Origin of the sequence: Mesobacillus jeotgali, from assembly GCF_014856545.2 — a bacterium.
Taxonomy (GTDB): domain Bacteria; phylum Bacillota; class Bacilli; order Bacillales; family Cytobacillaceae; genus Mesobacillus.
In genome coordinates this window covers 1578383-1598490 of sequence record NZ_CP109811.1, presented here as the reverse complement: position 1 = coordinate 1598490, position 20108 = coordinate 1578383, and the positions used below count along the sequence as shown (strand labels likewise).

At 41.9% G+C, this 20108-nt stretch carries 20 protein-coding genes; 6 read left to right on the top strand and 14 right to left on the bottom strand.

From position 1 onward, the window contains the following. Positions 1 to 82 precede the first annotated feature (82 nt). Positions 83 to 637, top strand: coding sequence for a peptide deformylase (gene def, locus FOF60_RS07865; protein ID WP_192470196.1), 555 nt, complete (start codon positions 83 to 85; stop codon positions 635 to 637). 81 nt (positions 638 to 718) lie between these two features. Here the strand turns inward: def and FOF60_RS07860 are convergent, their stop codons facing one another. Continuing rightward, complete coding sequence (locus FOF60_RS07860) at positions 719 to 1489, bottom strand: Cof-type HAD-IIB family hydrolase (RefSeq protein ID WP_192470195.1); 771 nt, start codon at positions 1487 to 1489, stop codon at positions 719 to 721. A gap of 644 nt (positions 1490 to 2133) precedes the next feature. Here FOF60_RS07860 and FOF60_RS07855 point away from each other — a divergent pair. Next, the gene (locus FOF60_RS07855; RefSeq protein WP_192470194.1) at positions 2134 to 2346 is read left to right on the top strand and encodes a DNA-dependent RNA polymerase subunit epsilon; all 213 of its coding nucleotides are present in this window, start codon (positions 2134 to 2136) and stop codon (positions 2344 to 2346) included. Between the two features lie 3 nt (positions 2347 to 2349). Next, the gene (gene rnjA / locus FOF60_RS07850) at positions 2350 to 4017 is read left to right on the top strand and encodes a ribonuclease J1 (RefSeq protein WP_192470193.1); all 1668 of its coding nucleotides are present in this window, start codon (positions 2350 to 2352) and stop codon (positions 4015 to 4017) included. A 142-nt stretch (positions 4018 to 4159) separates the two neighbouring features. On the opposite strand, the gene FOF60_RS07845 is transcribed toward rnjA, so the two are convergent. The 5 genes from FOF60_RS07845 to FOF60_RS07825 all read right to left on the bottom strand — a co-directional run bounded on the left by FOF60_RS07845 (position 4160) and on the right by FOF60_RS07825 (position 11063). After that, complete coding sequence (locus FOF60_RS07845) at positions 4160 to 5104, bottom strand: DUF4349 domain-containing protein (protein ID WP_225649849.1); 945 nt, start codon at positions 5102 to 5104, stop codon at positions 4160 to 4162. Between the two features lie 146 nt (positions 5105 to 5250). Then, positions 5251 to 7068: an ABC transporter ATP-binding protein gene (locus FOF60_RS07840; protein WP_225649847.1), complete on the bottom strand. Its 1818-nt coding sequence runs from the start codon at positions 7066 to 7068 to the stop codon at positions 5251 to 5253. A 79-nt stretch (positions 7069 to 7147) separates the two neighbouring features. After that, the gene (locus tag FOF60_RS07835; RefSeq protein WP_192470192.1) at positions 7148 to 8896 is read right to left on the bottom strand and encodes an ABC transporter ATP-binding protein; all 1749 of its coding nucleotides are present in this window, start codon (positions 8894 to 8896) and stop codon (positions 7148 to 7150) included. A gap of 522 nt (positions 8897 to 9418) precedes the next feature. Beyond that, positions 9419 to 9874, bottom strand: a complete 456-nt coding sequence (locus tag FOF60_RS07830; protein ID WP_192470191.1) for a TlpA family protein disulfide reductase — start codon at positions 9872 to 9874, stop codon at positions 9419 to 9421. Positions 9875 to 9938: 64 nt separating this feature from the next. Continuing rightward, positions 9939 to 11063, bottom strand: a complete 1125-nt coding sequence (locus FOF60_RS07825; protein ID WP_192470190.1) for an N-acetyldiaminopimelate deacetylase — start codon at positions 11061 to 11063, stop codon at positions 9939 to 9941. A 72-nt stretch (positions 11064 to 11135) separates the two neighbouring features. Between FOF60_RS07825 and FOF60_RS07820 the strand changes: the two genes are divergently transcribed. Then, positions 11136 to 11360 carry a hypothetical protein gene (locus tag FOF60_RS07820; protein ID WP_192470189.1) on the top strand — a complete coding sequence of 75 codons (225 nt, stop codon included), beginning with the start codon at positions 11136 to 11138 and terminating at the stop codon, positions 11358 to 11360. Positions 11361 to 11401: 41 nt separating this feature from the next. On the opposite strand, the gene dapD is transcribed toward FOF60_RS07820, so the two are convergent. From dapD to FOF60_RS07795, 5 genes are all read right to left on the bottom strand, one after another. Beyond that, positions 11402 to 12112, bottom strand: coding sequence for a 2,3,4,5-tetrahydropyridine-2,6-dicarboxylate N-acetyltransferase (gene dapD / locus FOF60_RS07815; protein ID WP_192470188.1), 711 nt, complete (start codon positions 12110 to 12112; stop codon positions 11402 to 11404). A gap of 147 nt (positions 12113 to 12259) precedes the next feature. Next, positions 12260 to 13153: a transcriptional regulator CcpC gene (locus FOF60_RS07810; protein WP_192470187.1), complete on the bottom strand. Its 894-nt coding sequence runs from the start codon at positions 13151 to 13153 to the stop codon at positions 12260 to 12262. A gap of 197 nt (positions 13154 to 13350) precedes the next feature. Continuing rightward, positions 13351 to 14850: an MDR family MFS transporter gene (locus FOF60_RS07805; protein WP_225649846.1), complete on the bottom strand. Its 1500-nt coding sequence runs from the start codon at positions 14848 to 14850 to the stop codon at positions 13351 to 13353. 390 nt (positions 14851 to 15240) lie between these two features. After that, positions 15241 to 15687, bottom strand: coding sequence for a cyclic-di-AMP-binding protein CbpB (gene cbpB / locus FOF60_RS07800; RefSeq protein WP_192473604.1), 447 nt, complete (start codon positions 15685 to 15687; stop codon positions 15241 to 15243). Positions 15688 to 15838: 151 nt separating this feature from the next. Beyond that, positions 15839 to 16075, bottom strand: a complete 237-nt coding sequence (locus FOF60_RS07795; protein ID WP_023627836.1) for a YkuJ family protein — start codon at positions 16073 to 16075, stop codon at positions 15839 to 15841. A gap of 185 nt (positions 16076 to 16260) precedes the next feature. Here FOF60_RS07795 and FOF60_RS07790 point away from each other — a divergent pair, with 185 nt between their 5' ends. Both FOF60_RS07790 and FOF60_RS07785 read left to right on the top strand, forming a co-directional pair. Continuing rightward, on the top strand, positions 16261 to 17223 hold the full coding sequence (locus tag FOF60_RS07790) for an MBL fold metallo-hydrolase (RefSeq protein WP_192473603.1): 963 nt from the start codon (positions 16261 to 16263) through the stop codon (positions 17221 to 17223). A gap of 1 nt (position 17224) precedes the next feature. Next, positions 17225 to 17464 (top strand): glutaredoxin family protein, encoded by a 240-nt coding sequence (locus FOF60_RS07785; RefSeq protein ID WP_192473602.1) that lies wholly within the window; start codon positions 17225 to 17227, stop codon positions 17462 to 17464. A 63-nt stretch (positions 17465 to 17527) separates the two neighbouring features. Here FOF60_RS07785 and FOF60_RS07780 read toward each other — a convergent pair whose 3' ends face one another. From FOF60_RS07780 to FOF60_RS07770, 3 genes are all read right to left on the bottom strand, one after another. Beyond that, positions 17528 to 18199: a DUF3993 domain-containing protein gene (locus FOF60_RS07780; protein WP_192473601.1), complete on the bottom strand. Its 672-nt coding sequence runs from the start codon at positions 18197 to 18199 to the stop codon at positions 17528 to 17530. A 215-nt stretch (positions 18200 to 18414) separates the two neighbouring features. Further along, positions 18415 to 18660 (bottom strand): hypothetical protein, encoded by a 246-nt coding sequence (locus FOF60_RS07775; protein ID WP_192473600.1) that lies wholly within the window; start codon positions 18658 to 18660, stop codon positions 18415 to 18417. A gap of 73 nt (positions 18661 to 18733) precedes the next feature. Next, positions 18734 to 19942, bottom strand: a complete 1209-nt coding sequence (locus FOF60_RS07770; RefSeq protein WP_192473599.1) for an EAL domain-containing protein — start codon at positions 19940 to 19942, stop codon at positions 18734 to 18736. Positions 19943 to 20108: the final 166 nt, after the last annotated feature.

Here is a 20108-nt window from a genome sequence, read left to right as displayed (position 1 = left end):
CCTCTCTCTTTTAACATTTCTAGTTAACTTTTTACTGTTCATTTGTTAGACTTAACATTATTACATACTAGAGGTGAAGTTAATGTTGACGATGAATGATATCGTCCGTGATGGACATCCCGTGCTCCGAAAAGTCGCGGAAGAGGTTCCTATGCCCCCTTCACAGGAAGATAAGGCAGTGCTTGAAAGCCTGATTGAATATGTTAAAAACAGCCAGGACCCAGAAATTGCCCAAAAACATGGACTCCGTCCCGGAATCGGTCTTGCCGCACCGCAAATAAATGTATCGAAAAGAATGATTGCTGTTCATGTAACAGATGAAAAAGATAATTTACTAAGCCATGCCCTCTTCAACCCAAAAATTATCAGCCATTCGGTAGAACGTTCCTATCTTGCAGCCGGTGAAGGGTGCCTGTCGGTTGATGAATCAATCCCTGGATATGTGCCGAGATATGCCAGGATAACCGTAAAAGGAATAGACCTTGAAGGAAATGAAGTCAAACTTCGCCTAAAAGGGCTGCCAGCAATTGTATTCCAGCATGAAATCGATCATTTAAATGGCATCATGTTTTACGACCACATTAATAAACAAGATCCATATACTGAAATTCCTGATGCGAAACCAGTGGAAAGATAAAAGCCGAATCCTGAGTGATTCGGCTTTTTTTGGCTTTAACCAACTTAATAACAATGCATGCTTTGGCTAAATCGGTTAGAACTATATCAATTCCAGCTCTTTCAAACCGTGCCAGATTCCATCGTCGTCTACATCGCGGGTAACCATATTGGCGAGTTTCTTTAATTCAGGAACAGAATTGCCCATGGCCACCCCCGTGCCTACTGCTTGAATCATCTCAAGGTCATTCAACCCATCACCAAAAGCGTATACATCTTCCCGTTTGAAACCTAATCGCTCCACCATCTTCTTGATTCCTTCCGCTTTAGACCCTCCTGCTGGCAGGATATCAACAGAGTATGGGTGCCACCTGATAAAGTTAAACTCAGGGTAGGTCTCCCTATAATACTTTTCCTGACCTTCTTCACAGAACAATAGCGTTTGATAGAGGTCGCGGTCTACATAAAACCGGTCATCGTGTTCAGGATGGGCGAACTTCAGGCCCCCCAGGCTTTTTTCAATGTATTCATGGTGCTTCACTGATGATTTCATCGTCATATGGTTCATAAAAACCACTGGGTGGCCCTTATCAGCAGCTTCGAAATAAAGTTCTTCTATCTTTCCATTATTCAAGGGATTCTGGCTGATTGGCTCCCCTTCAAACACCACATATTGGCCATTAAAGCTGACAAAAGAATCTATCTCCAGCTCTTCTCTCAAGTATTCGAACATAAATGGAGCCCTCCCTGTAGCAATGGCTACAAAAACCCCATTATTTTTCAATGTAACAATTGCCTCTTTTGTAGAGTCCGGCAGGTTCTTATCATGGTCCAACAGTGTACCATCTATATCAAAAAATACGATTTTGCTCATGACCTTCTCCTTCAATGCAATAATTATAGTTATTTTCTTACTTATTGTTTTGCATTATGTAATCCAGGTAGTCTACCAAATCATTGCGTGCATGTACAGAAATACGAAGTCTAAAACTGTGTCAAAACAATGACAATTTATGTCATTCCATCAATACCCATGAAAAAATTTGCTATTTCATCATATAATATAAACAAAAAGATAGGAATTTGAAAAATAATCTTAGTTAAACTTTTCCTTGTTTACTTTACTTTGGACAAGGATAGTTTAAAATAAGAACTAAGGAGATGATCCACTATGTTAAAGAAGCTAAGAAAGAAGCTTTTAAAACAGTGGAAAGATTTGCTTCGAAAAAAAACAATCGCTTAACTTTTTGAGCCCTTCAAACTTGCGAAGGGCTCCTTCCTTATTGTAAATTGGTTAATAGCGGAAAACATGACACGATGGATAATAACAATGGTAACATTGTTAATTTTAATATATGGCGGATTTCGTTTATCGTTTTGACAGAGTTATGCTTTACCTACAATTCGGTTCGTCTACTTTTGGTATATCCCCGGCAGGGAATCGCATAAACCTTCAAAATGTTTCATCGGAAATTGCCTATAAAATAGAAAAAGTTAATTTAAGGAGAGAGATTTTTAATGATTTTTAAAGTTTACTTCCAGGAATCCAACAAGCAAGTACCAGTTCGCGAAAAAACACAAACCATTTATGTAAAAGCCGACAGTGAAAGAGATGTACGGACAAAAATAGCTGATCGCCAATATAATATTGAATATGTTGAGGCAGTTGAGGGTAACTATTTTGAGTATGAGAAGCAAAAAGAAAACTTTGAAGTATTGGAGATCGAATAATTTATGAAATTCGTTAAAAATGACCAAACAGCCGTTTTCGCGCTCGGTGGACTAGGCGAAATCGGCAAGAATACCTATGGGGTACAGTTCCAGGATGAAATCATCCTGATCGATGCCGGCATTAAATTCCCAGAAGATGAATTACTGGGTATCGATTATGTTATCCCTGACTATTCCTACCTGGTAAAAAATGAAGACAAAATCAAGGGCCTATTCATTACCCATGGCCACGAAGACCACATCGGCGGTATCCCTTATTTACTGCGCGAAATCAATGTCCCAATCTATGGCGGCAAGCTGGCACTCGGCCTGATCAGAAACAAGCTTGAAGAGCACGGTTTGTTGCGAAAAGCGAAGCTGATCGAAATCAAGGAAGACGACATCATTAAGTTCCGTAAAACTTCGGTCACTTTCTTCAGGACTACACACAGTATCCCTGATTCATATGGTGTCGTAGTGAAAACGCCTCCTGGCCAAATCGTCCACACTGGCGATTTTAAGTTTGATTTTACACCAGTAGGTGAACCAGCCAATTTGACTAAAATGGCTGAAATCGGCAAAGAAGGTGTTCTTTGCTTACTTTCGGACAGTACAAATGCCGAGGTTCCGCACTTCACGATGTCTGAGCGCCGTGTTGGTGAAAGCATTCATGATATTTTCCGAAAAGTAGATGGACGGATCATCTTTGCTACTTTCGCTTCCAATATCCATCGCTTACAGCAGGTTGTCGAAGCTGCGGTCGCAAACAGCAGAAAAGTTGCTGTATTCGGACGAAGCATGGAATCGGCGATTACTATCGGACAAGAACTTGGTTATATCAATGCGCCAAAGGATACATTCATTGATGCGCAGCAAATCAACAGACTCCCTGCCAACCAGGTTACAATCCTTTGTACCGGAAGTCAGGGCGAGCCAATGGCTGCTTTATCGAGGATTGCGAACGGTACACACCGCCAAATCCAAATTCAGCCTGGCGATACTGTAGTATTCTCGTCTTCTCCGATCCCTGGCAACACGATCAGCGTTAACAGGACAATCAACATGCTGTCCCGTGCAGGTGCTGATGTTATCCACGGTTCATTGAACGACATCCATACTTCAGGACACGGTGGTCAGGAAGAGCAGAAATTGATGCTTCGCCTGATCAAACCAAAATACTTTATGCCTATCCATGGCGAGTACCGCATGCAAAAGATGCATAGCAAACTCGCTACTGATTGTGGAGTTCCTGAAGAGAACTGCTTTATCATGGATAACGGTGAAGTACTTGCTCTTGGCGATAATGAGGTTGGCGTAGCTGGCAAGATTCCTTCCGGCAATGTCTACATTGATGGAAGTGGTGTTGGCGATATAGGGAACATTGTTCTTCGCGACCGCCGTATCCTATCCGAGGAAGGCCTTGTCGTTGTAGTAGTTAGCATCAATATGAAGGAATTCAAGATTGCTGCGGGTCCTGACCTGATTTCACGCGGATTTGTCTATATGCGCGAATCTGGCGACCTGATCAACGACGCACAAAGCCTGATCAATAAGCACTTAAATAAAGTAATGGAAAGAAAAACAACTCAGTGGTCAGAAATCAAAAACGAAATCACTGACACGCTTGCACCTTTCCTCTACGAAAAAACAAAACGCCGTCCAATGATCCTGCCGATCATTATGGAGGTATAAAAGAAAAACCGTTGCGGAATGTCGCAACGGTTTTTTGATGTCTTTTTCAGGAAAACATTATTACACTGTGGATCACTACAAATGGATTTTCTTTACCCCTGCTTCAGAACATAACCTAACAGGGCACTTGCACTTCTTATCCTTAGCTTTCAGAATCTACATTATTGTTTTGTCCCTGCACCGCTTTCTTTCTGACAAAATAGATAATGGCGGCCACAATCGCTCCTACAATTATGAGGATAGGGAGGTTGCCGATAAGGAAAACAATGATTCCTGAGCCTGCCGCCAGCAGGATGTTGATATTATCAGCAAACTGCTTTTTAATTTTTTGCCAGGTGTTCAAGCTCTCATTATCTATTTTCGGGACTGGCACTTCATTTTCTTGTAATGTTATAGTAACTGTTGAAAGTGCCGTCTGGTTTTCGAGGTATTTCTTCCTTCCTGCTATTTGTTCAATCTGTTCCTGAACATTTGCCAAATCCGATGAAATCTTCAAGAGATCCTCTGTTTTCTGAGCTCCTTTCATAAACTCAAGTAATCTGGCTTCGACAGCTCTTTTCGATTTCAACCTGGATTCCAGGTCTACATACTCCTCAGTAACGTCCTGCCCGCTCACACGGCGATTGTTAACTTGAACAGAAAGACCTTCGGCGTCTGTTAAGAATGCCTGGAAATGCTCCTGTGGGATTCTGAATGTCATCGTTCCACTTTGCTGCACGTCATCATAACGGTTCGAATCAGACTGTACGATATAGCCATTGTAACGCTTGGCCTTCTCTTCTAGGGCATTTCGCGCATTTTCAAAATTTTTAACCCTGATATCCATTTCAGCATTATAGATGACCATCCGCTGAGCAGCCGATTCATCTGCACCCTTGTCGGACTGTCCCTCTGCTTTCGATTTCTCTCCAGCGTCAGCAACTTGTTTTTCGTCTTCTGAAAAACCAATATCCTCACTTACATTTTCCATGTCAGCAGAAGAATTCATATCCCCTTCAGAACTGATCTTTTCCTGTGACATACCACCGCTGCAGCCTGCCAGCAAAAACACAAACAAAATACTTATAATAGATATTTTTTTCAACAATGAAAGGCCCCCTTGAAACACTTCTATTTATGAATTTGACGGTAACTCTGTCAAAAAGTTACAGAATGCATAATAAAGTGGATGCCCCCCTATTAGTTTCATCAAGATTAGTGCAAAAAAGCCTTCACGAAGAAGGCTTTCTACATTTACACTGCATCTAGCATATTAAATTGTGCTTTGACAAGATCATGATACTCTCCTTCGAGATTCATAAGCTGGTCATGATTACCTTGCTCGATGATCAATCCATTCTCTAGCACGAAGATATTATCCGCTTCCCTGATGGTCGATAGTCTATGGGCAATTATGATAGCCGTACGGCCGTTCAACAGGGTTTTTAGTGCTTTCTGGATTTTCATTTCTGTTTCGGTATCAATGCTCGCTGTCGCTTCATCCATGATCAAGATTCGCGGATTGGCAAGCAGCGCCCTGGCGAAAGAAAGGAGCTGTCTTTCACCGACTGAGAGGGTATTACCCCTTTCTTCTACTTCTGTTTTATATCCATTAGGCAGCTTCTTAATGAATTCGGCTGCTCCAACAGCTTCTGCAGCAGCTATTACATCTTCCTCTGCCGCATCCGGCCTGCCGAACAGAATATTATCGTAGATTGTCCCTGAAAAAATAAAGGTATCCTGCAGGACGATACTGATATGCCTCCTCAAGCTGCCTATGGAGACTTCTTTTAGGTCATGACCGTCAACCATTACTCTGCCGGAAGTAGGATCATAGAACCGGCTGATTAAATTGGCAATCGTTGTCTTCCCTGACCCTGTATGACCAACGAGGGCCACCGTCTGTCCAGCCTTCATTTCGAGACTGATCCCCTTAAGCGCCGTTCTCTTATCATCATATGAAAAGACGACTTTATCAAATTTGATTTCTCCTCGCATATCCTCAAGCTCAACCGGATGATCAGCCTCAGAAACAATCGGCTTCTCGTCAAGAAACTCGAAGATTCGTTCCGATGAAGCCATCCCCATCAATAACTGGTTATATACCTGGCCCAGCCTGGAGATTGGCTCCCAGAACATGCCAAGATAGAAGGCAAATGAAACGAATACACCAATTGAGATCGTACCATTTTGAATCAAACTTGCTCCATACCAAATTAATACTGCCGTACCAAGTGCATTGGTCAGTTCAACCATCGGACGGAACATCGCATTTTTCTGCGAAGCCGACTTCCAGCTCTGGAAGGTCTCATCGTTTACTCCATCAAAAAAAGCCATGTTTTCCTTTTCCTGCGTAAAAGATTGTGTAACCCTGATACCCTGAATACTTTCATTCAGGTGGGAATTTAGCTTGGATTGTTTCATGCGAACATCCTGCCAGGAGCGCCTGATGTTTTTCCTCAGCTTTGTTGAGATGAAGAACATGATCGGTAAAATAATCATGATTGCCAGCGTAAGCTGCGGACTTAACGAGAACAGGATAAAGAAGATGCCCACCAGCAGAACAATGTCCATCAATAAATTGATGACACCATTAGTGAACAATTCCTGAAGGGAGTTGATGTCATTCATGATCCGCACGAGTATGGATCCAGCTGAACGCTGGTCAAAAAAGCGATGGGATAGATTTTGCACATGCGTAAATAAATGTTTTCGCAAATCATATATAACGTTCTGGCCTAATTGATTCATCCAGCGGATTCTGTATATGTTCGCAATATAGGAAGCAGTATAAAGCCCTCCTATGAGCGCGACGAGCCAAAAAAGCATAGTTGCGTCTTTATTTTTAACGGCTCTGTCAAGAGTGTAGATCCCAATCAGAATTGGGATTGCCAGTCTTACTGCTGTCGTGATTAATACCATGGCAATCGACAGCGGCACAAGCGTCTTTTTATATGGGAGCATATAACCGAAAAGCCTCGACATCTGTTTCCAGTTAAATGGCTTATCAATAACCTGGTCAGTAGAATAATGGAACCTTTTCAAAACTTGAGAGTTACCTTTCTTGCTCAAAATCTTCCCCCCTGTACATTGTAGATAACTGATCCGGTATGACCGAATAACAAACAAATATCAATCATCCTTTTTTATATCAGCCAGTTTGCGATACTTTTTGGCGGTCCTTAAATTGTATATCGTAGATTTTTTGATATGTTCCGCCATTCTTGATCAGTTGTTCATGGGTTCCTCGCTCAGCAATTGCCCCATTTTCAAGCACTAGAATTTCATCTGCATGCTTAAGGGAAGAAATGCGGTGTGCGATGATAAAAGTCGTTCGCCCCTTCATGACTTCCAGAAGTGCTTGCTGGATCTTGAATTCAGTTTCCATATCAACCGCACTTGTGGCATCATCAAGGATCAAAATACTCGGATTGACACAAATCGCCCTGGCAATCGCGATTCTTTGCTTTTGGCCGCCAGAAAGCCCCATTCCTCTTTCCCCAAGGATTGTATCGTACCCATCCGGCAGATCCATAATAAAACTATGTGCCTGCGCCCTTTTTGCGGCAGCAATGATTTCCTCCATCGTAGCGTCTGGATTGCCATAAGAGATATTGGCTTTAATCGAGGAAGAAAAAAGGAAAGATTCCTGTAGGACAATCCCTATATTGCTGCGAAGTGAACGGATTGAATAATCCTTTATATCCAGGCCATCAATCAGGACCTGGCCGGCGACTGGCTCATAAAACCTGGTCATCAGCTGGGTAATGCTTGTTTTTCCAGAACCTGTCGACCCAATTAATCCAATTGTCTGTCCAGGACATGCTTTAAAGGTAATATTATATAAAGCTTCATTTTCATCATCGCCATAACGGAGTGTTACATCATTGAATTCTACGTCTCCCGAGAGCTTTTCAACCTGAAGGGCCCCGCGCTTTTCTTCAATCTCCTCATCAGCTTCAAGAATCTCCAATAATCGTTCTCCTGATGCTTTGGATTGGGAAAAGAGATTCACCACGAATCCAAGGTTCATGATTGGCCACATGATATACCATACGAGGCTGTAGAAAGCCACCAGCTCTCCCGGCAGCAAAGATTCATTCATGACCAGGAAGCCGCCGTATCCTAAAAGCAGGACAACACTTAAATTCCCTAAAAACTCCATTAACGGGAAATACTTCGCCCAGATTTCCGAGGTGGATAAATATTGATCCTTATAATTACCATTTGAAGCATTGAATCTGCCAATCTCATAATCTTCACGAGAAAGAGATTTTACAGTGTTGATTCCGCTAATATTCTCCTGAACCTTAGTATTCAGCTTCCCAAACGACTTCCGGATCCCCCTGAACGCCGGATGGACTGCCCTGTCAAACTTATACACGACTACAGCAAGGAAAGGCAGTGTAGCGAGAGTCACAAAAGTCAATGAAATAGAATAATAGAACATAACTGAAAAACTAATACCAATTAAGAGGACAAAACGAATCAACTCTGAGAAGCCAAAGCTTAGGAAAAAGCGAAAGCCTTCCACATCTGCAGTAAGCCTTGACATTAGATCACCAGTCTTCGCATTGTCGTAATAACGGAAAGAAAGGAACTGAAGCCTTTCATAAAGCGAGTTTCTCAGCTTGTAGACAGAATGGATCCCAAACAGGTCCCCTGTATATTGATAAATGTAGGTACAGATACCTTTAACGACCATGGATCCCACAAAACCGGCAGCAAGAAGTGGAATCAGATCATAGCGTCCTCCAATGACGGCTTCATCGATTGTAAGCTGAAGAATCATCGGATAAACCACTGTTATCGCTGTTACAATCAACATAAATAAGATTGACCATGTAAAGTAATTTTTAAAAGGCCAATAATATTCTTTTAATTTTTTGAATGTCTCCATTCATATATCCCCCCTTTGGAAAATTAGAGATTGTTTAGGCAATAATGTTTTTTTCCTTCTTCGTAAGTGAATTAAGAATTCGTACCCCCAACCTTGTAAAAATAGCCACTTACCGATAAATATTTGGAAAAGCTTAGTAAAAAAGAAAAAGCACGTATACATTAATATATCGAGTTTCGAAATATTTTTCCAGTATTTTTTAGAATTTTTATATTTTTTTGTATATGGAAATTATCTGATTTTAATTAGAAAGGCTGGCGTAATGGTGTCGGACGTAGGAGTCAAAGGAAAAAAATCAATTAGAAGGTCTATATCGGACAAGCTTTTGGTCATTATGGAGAAAAGTGTCCATTAGGTGAGCTCTATCGGACAAACTTGGAGTCTTTTATGAAGAAAAGTGTCCGATAGAAGGGCTCTATCGGACAAACTCATGTCTTTATGCAGGGAAATGTCCATTAGAAGGGTTCTATCGGACAAACTTGTAGTTATACAGGAAAATGTTCATTAAAAACAAGTTTTGGTTCAATCTTCCTTTTCCATTTCTTCGAGAACTCTGATCACACGCTTTTCTAGCATCTTCAGTCCGCTCCCACCAGCCTGAAAATGCCTTAACAAACCATTATGATCAAAAAGGTAATAAGCTGGTACATATTGATTTTCAAACGCGTCCGTTAATATATGGTCATGATCAATAAAAATAGGCTGGGATATGCTGTGTTCTGCTGCCACCTGTTTGATTACTTCCATATTCATGTCTTTTTCTGACCTTGGCATATGGACAGCCATCACATTCAGATTATCTTTATATTGATCGCGCAGTTCATTCACCGAGGGCATTGCTACCTTGCATAGATGACAGCTAATTGACCAAAAGTGGATAAGAGTCGGCTTTTCACCAACCAGCTGTTGTCTTGTAACCTCTCCATTGAGCCATTCAGCGGCTCCGGTTATTTCAGGCATAGGTTGACGCAATCTCATATCGAACACCTCTTTTTTGGAATGGCACTTTCACTGATACTTTAAAGCGGATTAGCAACATCCTTTAATTGCTTTTGTACTCAATATACTTGGTCAACAAATTAATTGCTGTCTCGATGGCGTCCTCATCCGGGTCTAGTCTGGCATGATGAAGTCCATGGTTTGAATGAACACCGAGCCAGAACATAAAGCCGGGAATTTCTTTGAGCATATAACCAAAGTCTTCTCCAGTCATTGCCTCTTTGCATACAATCACGTCGATATTTTCACGTTCCTCAGCAAAAGCGATAAAGTCACGTGCCAATTCTTCATTATTATAAACTTGATGGTACATGGCACCATAGTCAATTGAAGTCTTGCATTGATAGCCTACTTCGATACCTTTTACGAGTGCTTCAATCCTTTCCTTCACTCTCGCCATGGACTCTACAGACAATGTGCGGATCGTCCCTTCCAGCCTTGCTGTTTCAGCAATGATATTTTGTACCGTGCCTCCGGTGATCTTGCCGACTGTTACAACAGCACTGTCGAGTGGATCAACATTTCTAGAGACAACAGATTGAAGCTGGTTCACAAGAGCACAAGCTGCTACGACCATATCATTAGTCTGGTGAGGATACGCCGCATGCCCACCCTTCCCCTCAAGGTCAATGAACAATTCGGATGTGTTGGCAAAAAGCAGCCCTTCCCGTGTTGCAATCGTTCCGACAGGATACTCAGGAGCAATATGCAAGGCAATGATCATATCCGGCTTCCATTCCTGCATGATGTCCGTTTTAAGCATTGGCTCGGCACCACCCGGACCTTCCTCTGCAGGCTGGAAAATGAACAGCAAATGATCATCAATCGGGTGGGCAAGGAAGTACGAAATCAATCCAAGGGCAATAGACATATGAAAATCATGACCGCATGCATGCATCTGCCCTTCATGGAGTGATTTGAAATCCAGGCCAGTTGCTTCTGTGATTGGAAGACCATCGATATCAGCTCTGTAGCCAATCGTCTTCTTTGGATTCATCCCTTTGATCCTGACAAAAACCCCTGTCTTCCATGTCTTTATTTCCAGGGTGTCCTGAGGAAGACTGCTTAGATAGTCCAGTAGATAAGCCTGAGTTTTGAACTCCTTGAAACCCAGCTCAGGAATTTGATGCAAATCTCTTCTAATTTTAACGAAAGTAGTAAAATCCATAGAGTTCTCTCCCCTTATTAAGAAAAGCGCAAGCGCATTGGTCAGCCTCGACAAGCGCTGGAGGGCCGACCATTGAAGTCGTTCTTTGACTTCAACGGGCGGACCGAAATCGAAAAGTATAGCCGACTGCCCAGAAACGCAGAAACTGGAGACTCCAACAAAGAAGCGCTTTTTGCTTCTGCCGGCGGAGTTGAAGTTTCAGAGTTTCTAGGAGGCGAAACTAGACAAGCGACTCGAGGGGCTAGGCGCTGGAGCTGGACAATTATCGAATTGAAATATATTTCTCCTATCACGTAAAAGAAAGCGCGGACTAATTATCCACGCTTTCATGCTTGCTATTAAAGCTGGCGAAGCTCCTGCTTGATTTCAGTTTTAGATTTAGTCTTCTCGTCGATTTCCTTGATGACACGTGCTGGTGTTCCAGCTACAACAGTATATGGAGGCACATCGTCGATTACAATTGCTCCTGCAGCGACTACCGCACCCTTGCCTACTGTTACACCCTCAAGGACAACAGCGTTTGCACCGATGACTACATCATCTTCCACTACGACAGGCTTTGCTGAAGGCGGTTCAATAACACCAGCAAGTACTGAACCAGCACCAATGTGGCAGTTCTTTCCAACTGTTGCACGTCCACCAAGTACCACGTTCATGTCGATCATCGTACCCTCGCCTACAACCGCACCGATATTGATAGATGCACCCATCATGATAACTGCATTGTCGCCGATTTCAACCTGGTCCCTGATGATGGCACCTGGTTCAATACGAGCTTTGATATTCTTCATGTCCAACAATGGAATAGCTGAATTTCTGCGGTCGTTTTCTACAACATAATCTTCAATTTTAGCCTGGTTAGCTTCGATTGCCGGATTGATTTCAGCCCACTCACCGAAAACAACACCTGTGTTGCCTGTGATGAACGTCTTTGCGTTTTCGCCAAAGTCGATTCCCTCAAGGTCACCTTTAATATATACCTTTACTGGTGTAGCTTTTTTGCTATTTTGAATAAACGAAATGATTTCGTTAGCATCCATCATTTTCATATACTTTGCCTCCAAATTATGTATGTATTTGCCTCATTCCGCTGGCGTGCTGCTCTTTTATAGAATTAATCTGCTAAAGCAACAAAACGGAAAACAGGCTTTTCTAAAAATTACTTTAACAAACAAAAGTTTTTAAAACAAGAAAAACTATTTATCAGTTTTCTTGGTCTCAACAATATGTTCTTTGACGATATCAATGAACGCCTGCACTTGCTTCAAACGGAAGGCCGATTCATACCCCAGAAGCCAAGTGTCCCTTCCCAGAGGTTCGTTGTTTTCATCGTGAAGAGGAACTTTGAAAATATCTTTTTCCGCCCCATTCAGTGTTATAGCCGGAAGGATGGCGTATCCAATTCCGTTGAAGGTCATTTGCTTACAGGTTTCAATCTGGTCGACAATGATTGTTCTTTTAGGTGCTGTCTGGAATTGCCTTAACCACCAATCCTGTATTTCCTGATAGTAATTCGAATCACTTTTAAATTGGATAAACGGCCGGTCTGTATCCAATACTTGTTCAGGACTGGTTATTTCCGTATCTACCAAATACAGACTGTCCTTGAATAAGTGGATCTTGACACCTTTCCAGTCCGGTGTGCCCCTTATTATGCCGATGTGAACCTGGTCTTCGTATAGCGCCTTTGATATTTCACTGCTCCAGCCAGTCACAAGTGATATTTTTGCCTGAGGGTATCGGTTTACGTATTTCTTCAAGACCTGCGGCAGCCAATTTTGGCCAACGATAGATGCAACGGCTATTTTAAGGGTTCCATACACCTCCGAATTTAATGCATGAATGGATTCCCTTGCTTTTTCCTCCCTGGCAATGGTGTCATTAACAAATTGGATGACGACTTCTCCCGCAGGCGTCAATGTTAACCCTTTCTGAGAACGTAGGAATAGCTTGGTACCCCAATCTTTTTCGATCGATTGCAGCCTTTGGGACAAAGCGGGCTGTGAAACAAATAATCTCTCCGCTGCCTTCCTCATATTCATTTCCTGGGCTAGTACAGACAACAGATGGAACTCCGAAATAGATGACATAACTCAACCTCTTAATAAGTATTTCTTATATTATTAATTACATTATAATAAAAAACTGCAGAAATCTGCAGTTTTTCGTTTGTAAGCTATTCCTGGAACTCCCCTCTTATTACTTTTGTCCACTATGTTCCTTTTACCGTTTTCTTCACATTTCCTCTTTTTCGGTAAATGCAGGTGGACCCACTCTACCATATAAATCACACTTCCTCTTTTTTAGGCAGGAATAAGATGAACAGCAAGCTGATAATAGCAAAAATGAATACGACAATGTATACCGAATGAAGGGCGTTTGTCAGTGCATCCTGTAGAACTGTCTTTAAATCTGCTGGAAGCTTCATCCTCTCTGATTCATTAAGCAGGACATTCGCTGCATCTATCGAGAGGTCCTGACCTGTGGCTCCATTATTTTTCATATAGCTTAAGATGCTGCTGTTTAGGACTCCTCCGAGCAAGGCAGCTCCCACTGTATTGCCCAGGTTCCTCATGAACATATTGGCTGCTGTCGCGATTCCTCTTTGCTGCCAGGCAACAGTACTTTGGATGGATACAATGAATGCGGTACTAGTCAGACCCATACCCACTCCGACGAAAAACGACCCTGCCGCAGCCCATAGAGGGCCACCTTCAGGCGTGAGGGTGACAAACAGGATACTGCCGAGGATCAATGCGGCTCCGCCAAATAGTGATGTCTTGCGATAGCCGATACTCAATAGCAGGCGGCCGCTGAGAGCCGAAGCAATCGGCCACCCTATTGACATGGCCGTCAGCGTAAAACCAGCCACAATTGGAGACCTCTCCATGACTCCCTGTACAAATGCAGGCAAAAAGCTTGAAATGCCAATAAGCATGACACCAGTTGTCAGAGAAGTCATATTGGCGATGAATATGGATCGCTCCCGCCAAATATTAAATGGCATCATCGGCTCTTCGGCCCTTCTCTCTTGAATTATAAAGAGAATCAATGTCAGTATGCTCAAGCTGATCAGGCCGATTGTTTTGGGAGACGTCCATGCCCAATTCGCACCCGCTTCGACGAGGATAATCATTAGTGAGCTTATTGCCACAGTAAGAAGAATCGCACCAGGATAATCGATCTTATGCTTCTTTTTCTCAATATCTTCATGGAGGTAAAGCCAGAGACCCGCGATTGCCAGGATTCCGAGCGGAACATTGATCCAGAAAACATATCGCCAGCTTGCATATTCCACCAGCAAGCCGCCAAGAGCTGGTCCCGAAACAGCTGAAATACCCCAGACACTGGATAGATAACCCTGTATCTTCGCCCTTTCTTCCTTTGAATAGATATCCCCAACAATGGTTGTGGCAATCGGCATGACTGCACCAGCCCCAAACCCCTGAATGAATCGGTATAAAATCAGCATTTCCATCGTCTCGGCCGTCCCGGATAAAATCGAACCAATCAAGAAGATGATAATACCAAAAGTTAAAATTGGTTTCCTGCCAAATAAATCCGATAATTTGCCGTAGATGAGAACAGTAACAGCATTCATCAGCAAATAAGCAGAGAAAACCCAGCTATATAATGCAAAACCGCCCAAGTCACCGACAATTGCCGGCATAGCCGTAGACACAATCGTACCTTCTACAGCTCCCATGAACATGGCAAGCATAACAGTCGCCAGCACAAAAGAGCGTTTTGTTTCTTTCTTGTTCATTTTTGGTTCAGCCTGTCCCATATACACACCTCTAAAAGAAAAGCGCAAGCGCCTTGCTCAGCCCCTACAAGCGCTGGAGGGCCGACCAGTGAAGTCGCTCTTTGACTTCACTAGACAAATCGAAAAGCGAAGGCGACTGCCCAACTCCGACAAGCGTTGGAGGGCCTGACAGTGAAGTCGCTCTTTGACTTCATTGGCAGGACCGAAACGTCTCGAGGAGTTAGGAGCCGCAGCTAGACAAGCGACTCGAGCTGCTCAAAGCTGACGCTTATCGCAAGATACTCCAGGAAGCCCTCTCAGGGATGAAAACTGGCTAGGCGCTGGAGCTGGACACTAATCAGAGTAATAAAGTTTATTCTTTCTTATACAGTAAAAAATTCAGCCCCCGGATCCGGGAGCTGCCTTATAATTTTATTTCTTATTATACCTTTTTACTTGTTGGCTCAATTTCAGCAGCACAGTCCGCCTTGTCAGAATACCCTCAAATATACCAGAGTCATCTTCTATACAGAGGAAGGGATGATCAACAAGAAGGTCCAATGAGGATTTGAGTGTTGAGTGGATGTTGATTCTTGGTATTTTCGTATTCATGGCTTCTTCTACTCGCTTCCTCTCAAGTTGCTCAAACTCGATTCTTTGGAGGCCGAGAATTGAATCCATTATGATAGGTGTACTGATTAAACCCATTAGACGATAATGAGGATCAAGAACAGGAATCGCAGTATACCCGCTCTTTGTTAATACAAGCAGAGCATGCTCCAGACTGTTGCCAACTTGGACATGGGCTACGCGTTCAGAAGGAATCATCAGGTCTTTAATTGACACTTCCAAAAACTCACCGCTGTAAAGACTAATCATGGCGAAAACTCCCTAAAATGGATTTCTTTCCATTATATTTTACCACATTATAAATGAGGGCGCTTTTATTTAGTTTACTCCAGGAAAACGAGAATAATAAGCAAGATTCAAAACAAAAAAGGACCACAGATGGGTCCCATTGTTATTGAGATTACTGAATAAGATCAAAGATCTCAATTGTAATCATATCAATGTTGTCGAATTGATATTTCTTAGGCTTTTCTTTGTCATTGTATATTTCCAATTCGTATGTTTCAGTTTTTGGATGGTATGTAACCTGGCATTTACGCTCACCATTCACTTCAAAAAAGCGTTGAGCAGGTTCTCCTCCATTGGACTGCTCTTGCAGATTTTTTAAACGAGTGATTATTCCCTGAAGCTGTGACATTATGCTCCCTCTCCTTTCAAAACAAAAACCAATAACATAACAATAGATTTTGCAATTGGCCTATTTATATCCATGTAAAATGATTTCAGAATTTTCTATACACAATTCTTTACATGTCAATATTAACAGAATAAAATAATGTCAGAAGATGTACAAGTAAAAGCTTTGAGAAAAGGAGTGATTTTTTGAAAAAACCAGTCCAGCTAACTGAAAATGTCTTTCTAATCGATGATTTTGATTTAAGTATGCCTGAACGTACCGGTACATATGTATTAACAGAAGATAAGGTGACGCTTATCGAAACATCCGCTAGCCCGTCCATTCCCTATATCCTTGAAGGTTTGCAGACACTAGGAGTATCACCTGGCGATATTTCATACATAATCGTGACCCATATACACCTTGACCATGCTGGCGGGGCGGGGCTGATGCTACAGCGCTGCCCGAATGCGAAAGTGGTTGTACATCCCAAGGGTGCAAGGCATCTTGCTGATCCTTCGAGGTTGATCATGGGTGCAAAAGCTGTATATGGCGACAAATTTTCACAGCTTTTTGACCCAATTGTTGAAATTCCGGAAGATCGCCTGCTGATTAAAGGAGAAGGCGATACATTAGAAATAAGCGAGAAGCTTACATTGAGATTTTTAGATACTCCAGGACATGCCAATCACCATTTCAGTATTTATCATCCGCTAGCCAACGGCATCTTCACTGGTGACACTGCAGGAATTTATTATCCGCAGCTTGATCGTGAAGGCATCGAATTCTACCTGCCAACGACTTCCCCAAATCAATTTGATCCTGAAAAGATGCTTTATTCCATGAGTCGCTTCCAGGAACTAGGGGTAGAGCGGATATTCTTTGGACATTATGGCATGTCTGAAAACTCTGCTGAAGCTTTCAGGCAAGTGGAGAGCTGGCTTGAGGTTTTCATTGAAGAAGCAAAACATGTTGTAACGAAAGAAAAGCATCCAGAAAAACAAGTTGAGCAGATTACACAGAAACTTTATGATAAAATTAAAACTCACTTGACCCAGCGAGGGCTGACTAATAACCATCCAATATATGAACTGCTGTATCTTGATGTGAATGTCAGTGCAATGGGACTGGTCCATTATTTAAACAAAAATACCGGGGGAAGCAAATAAAATGAAAGACATCATAGTATACACCCAGAACGACTGCCCTCCTTGCCAAATCATTAAGATGTTCCTGACTGAATTCGGCTTCTCGTATACAGAGAAAAATATCAATCTGGATGACCAAAGCAAGCAGGAGTTGACCGAAAACTACAATTCCTATTCCACGCCAACTATCGTGATTGGAGAAGAAATCATCACAGGCTTTGATCTTGAAAAGCTGAAGCGAGTTTTGGAAATCAAAGATTAAATAGGGTTTAATAGAGAGTAAAAAAGCGTGAAATCTGATTAGATTTCACGCTTTTTTTGTTTTTTATAATAACCCGAAAAGTAATGTCCTGTTTTCATTCCTGAAAATGACTCCCAACTCCATGAACGTCTTCAGCGCTGAAAAATTCGGTCCGAATACGGTTGTTCTGACCATTTCCTTGTCTTCATTTTCAGGCTTTGAAGCTTGTGGTTGCTCCTTCGCTTTTTCCGGGTAGGCTTTATTGATTACTTCCTGGGGAACCTCATCATATAGATATTGAGCTACCTTCCAGTCGCCATTTTCATTAACCAACTTTAATCCTTCATAATGGTCTTCATAGCCTACTGGTCCTTCGGTATTCCCTGGAAAAAACTCGACTACATAAATTTCCTTCTCCATCTCAACCACTTTCGTCTTTTCTGAAAAAGCGTAAAACGGAATGTAATATGGGGCGAAATCAGTTCCATAAGTCTGGTATTCATTTTCCTGTCCAACTATGTTCTCTCCAATGAATTGGGACTTATATTCTTCTGTAAAATAAGGGTTTAATACAGCTTCAATCTCATCCATAGTCCTGCCTTTTTCACTTAAGGAAACCTGTGAATCAAAAGCTTTTTCGAGGAATGCAAAAACCTCTTCCCTGCCATCCAAATCTGAGTCAGCAAACGCATTGGCCGGTATCAAGAATAATAAAGATGTTATAAACAAAAATAATAGCTTTAACCGCTTGTCCATTTTTCCCCTCCTCCATGATGACTAGTAAATACAATTTTACCAAGATTTACCCTGTATGATTATGAAATTCATTCGTAAAATAACCTCAGCATCTGACACGATATCTGTTTTACAGTATCAATTTACCCTTAACTGACTCGAACTAACGCAAATGTTAAAAAATTTGTAGTATTTTCCGGAACTCTTTAGAAAAAAAATAACCCCCGATTTGGAGGTTAATATCGCGATCCTGTTGTCACCGCAAAATAAACGACGAACAACAGAGCTATAGAAAGCACGATTATATAGGTCAAAAAAATAGGGTTTCGGATGTATGCGTGCTCCTGAACAGCCCCTGGGACCTGAGAATCCAGATTTCCTTGAGCTCTTTTCTGCCCCTTTCCAAAGGTCCAGGTATAGAAAAGGCCGGCAACCAGCACCCCTGCCCCTGCCAATAAGAGCATTGTCGTATATATACTCATAAAAATCCCCCTTTATAGAAGGCTGTATCTATAAATTGTACATATTTCAATTTACTATGCGCTTTTCTGTTTGTTAAAATAACCCTTCGCGTTCATTAAGAAAAGATGCGCTTAAATCGACAAATAAGAATTCAGCTCCATTTAAAGGCAGCGAAAACGTCCGGATTACCTCCCCCGTCTCAATATCACTGTATCGGTCTGACAAGATCCCCTTTTTCCCTGTTCTCATTCTAATAATGTTCTCAAGAAAGTAAGGTCGCCAGCTCCAGTTCTTATCCAGGTACTTTGGCTGCAGAACCCAATGCTCACCTGTCTTGTAAAGGTTAGGTGACAGCTGGAATCCGTCTTCGTCACATATATACATACGGAATGCCATTCCATCAAGACTTTCTCCCATCGCCATCAGGAACTCACTAGGATTTTGCCCTTTTTTATTTCGGCTTATCAATTCCTGGAGCTTCGTGTTCAGCTCGATTCGCAAATCAAAAAAAGAGTGAAGCCGTTTCTTCTCGGATAAGATAAACCCATGTATTTCTGACTTTATTTTTTCCTTTAGAATATCTTTTTCAACTAAATTCCGCTGAGGTTTTCTTAGATAAAATCCTTGATAAAACCTGCCTCCGTTCTTCCAGGCAAACTGCAGCTGATACGGCGTTTCAATGTTTTCAAACAAAAGTGTCGCACCAATTTTCCGGGCAAGGATTGATAAAGAATGAAGGACATCCAGATAGGCCGGACCTGCATTGTTTGATCTTAGCGAGGACATATCAATTTTTAGAATTTCTGGTTCAATGCCAGCTATTCGCTCAAAATACCTGCTTTCACTGCCCACTTGGGCCATCGCAATTTTTATCCCAAAGGATTTATAGTAATTGATCAGATGCTCTATATGGCTTTGTACATTACGATCAGATATTTCAAGCACTATGTGCTCAGGCCTTAACCCTCTATCCTGGAAGGAAAGGAGCAATTGCAGAAATCCCTCTCCATCATCCACCATCAATAATCCAGCATCCTTGTTGACAAACCATAAAAGGTCCTGGTCAACTGAGTGTGAGGCTATTTCCATTGCTTTAGAAAAAACGACATTTTCCACTTCAATCCGGTACTCTTCAGGAATTGTATCATCGTGAAAAAAAGGCCCGAGACTAATTTCCTCATTTCCGCTTATATACCGGCCTAATACTTCATATCCCATGATTTTATGCTCCTCCGCATTAAAAATCGGCTGAAAAAAAGGGACGACATGTTCAAGGTCGGTTAAAATATCCAGAGCATCCAATTCAATCTGAAACCTCCCTAAAACCTGCAAAATTTTATTGTGCTCCACAACGTTTTAAAAGTTCTTATCACTAATTTGATATGAATGATTTTATCATAATATGAGTATTCCCTCAGTTACACTGTTTCCATTTTCCTCAAGTCATAAAATCATCAAGATAAACAAA